Origin of the sequence: Nostoc sp., assembly GCF_036917455.1 — a bacterium.
GTDB lineage: Bacteria > Cyanobacteriota > Cyanobacteriia > Cyanobacteriales > Nostocaceae > Nostoc.
In genome coordinates, this window is the sequence record NZ_JBALDK010000077.1 from 1 (window position 1) to 1,547 (window position 1,547).

Sequence of the window (1,547 nt, forward strand, 5' to 3'; positions counted from 1 at the left end):
TTTTTCTTGTGAAAAAGAAATGAACAAAGTTGCAAAAGTCACAATTTTCTTCTGGATCATGAAGATCATCGCTACGACGCTCGGCGAGACAGCAGGTGACTTCATCTCAATGTCTCTTGGGCTAGGGTATTACGTAGCTTTTGCCATAACGTTCGCCATTCTCGCCATTCTCCTGTTTTTTCAAATTCAATCCGATAGATATCGTCCAGTCCTTTATTGGATAGCCATTATTGCGACAACCACAGCCGGAACCGAAGTTTCAGACCTGATGGATCGATCTTTCGGGCTAGGCTACGCAGTGGGATCGCTTATCCTGGTAGCTGGTCTGTTGAGCATTCTTGCCATCTGGTACTACCGGGATCGAGATTTGAGCGTTTATCCGATCATCAGGAAAGACGCAGAGACTACCTATTGGCTGGCTGTCGTGTTCTCCAACAGTTTGGGAACGGCCTTTGGTGACTTTCTGACAAGCAACTTAGGACTGAGCTATATCCAGGGCGCATTCGTGACGGCCAGCGTCATTGGTTTTGTCATCGCCCTTCACTACGTAACAAAGTTGAGCGATATCCTCCTATTCTGGCTCGCGTTCATCTTCACACGTCCCTTCGGAGCCACCTTTGGAGATTTTCTGACCAAACCAGTGAAAAATGGCGGCCTCTCACTGCCAAGGGAATATGCTTCAGCGATCGCCTTTATTCTGCTGGCAGTTGTCCTATTCTTTTCCGTCCGAAAGGAGAAAAAAGTGCGTCACCCAATTGAGTGATGGGTTTAAGCAGATAGATGACCATAGCATAAAGATATGAGAATATTAATAATTGAAGATGATGATCGCATCGCTAAACCCTTAGCCGAAGATTTAAAACACCAGCATCATGCTGTTGATATTGCTTATGATGGGATTGAAGGTTGGGAATATGCCGAAGCAGGTAATTATGATTTAATCTTATTAGATTTAATGTTGCCGCGCTTAGATGGAATTACTCTCTGTAAACGGTTACGTGCTTCTAATTGTAACGCTTTTATTTTGATGTTGACAGCACGAGATACAACACCAGATAAAATAACTGGACTCGATGCTGGTGCAGATGATTATTTAGTTAAACCATTTGAACTAGAAGAATTAGCAGCACGAATTAGAGCTTTATCTCGGAGAAGACCAGAAACTCATCAATTAATTTTAATTCACGGCGATTTACAATTAGACCCTAATAATTGTCATGTGACCTATGCAAGCAAGCCTTTATCATTAACACATAAAGAATACATGATATTAGAATGCTTTTTGAAAAATCCTACTCAAGTTTTAACTCGCTCGGCAATTTTAGATAAACTGTGGGAGCTTGATAAATTATCAGGGGAAGAAACCGTTAAAACTCACATGACAAATTTAAGAAAGAAACTCAGAGCGCTAGGAAGTTCAGAGGATTTTATCGAAACTATTTACGGTTTTGGTTATCGCCTGTGTCCTAAATAAATCCAATTTGCAATTAAACTCAGACAGACACTCTGGGGTGGGATTTTACCTACCAAGAGAATACAAGGATTTT

2 protein-coding genes are annotated in these 1,547 nt (G+C 41.4%); both read left to right on the plus strand.

Translation table 11 applies throughout. The features are described 5' to 3' along the window. The coding region (locus V7K42_RS08745; RefSeq protein ID WP_334915345.1) for a COG4705 family protein at positions 1-763 on the plus strand (763 nt) is incomplete at its 5' end. A 36-nt stretch (positions 764-799) separates the two neighbouring features. Next, a complete protein-coding gene (locus tag V7K42_RS08750) occupies positions 800-1,474 on the plus strand; it encodes a response regulator transcription factor (RefSeq protein ID WP_334915347.1) in 675 nt (224 codons plus the stop codon). The last annotated feature ends 73 nt before the right edge of the window (positions 1,475-1,547 follow it).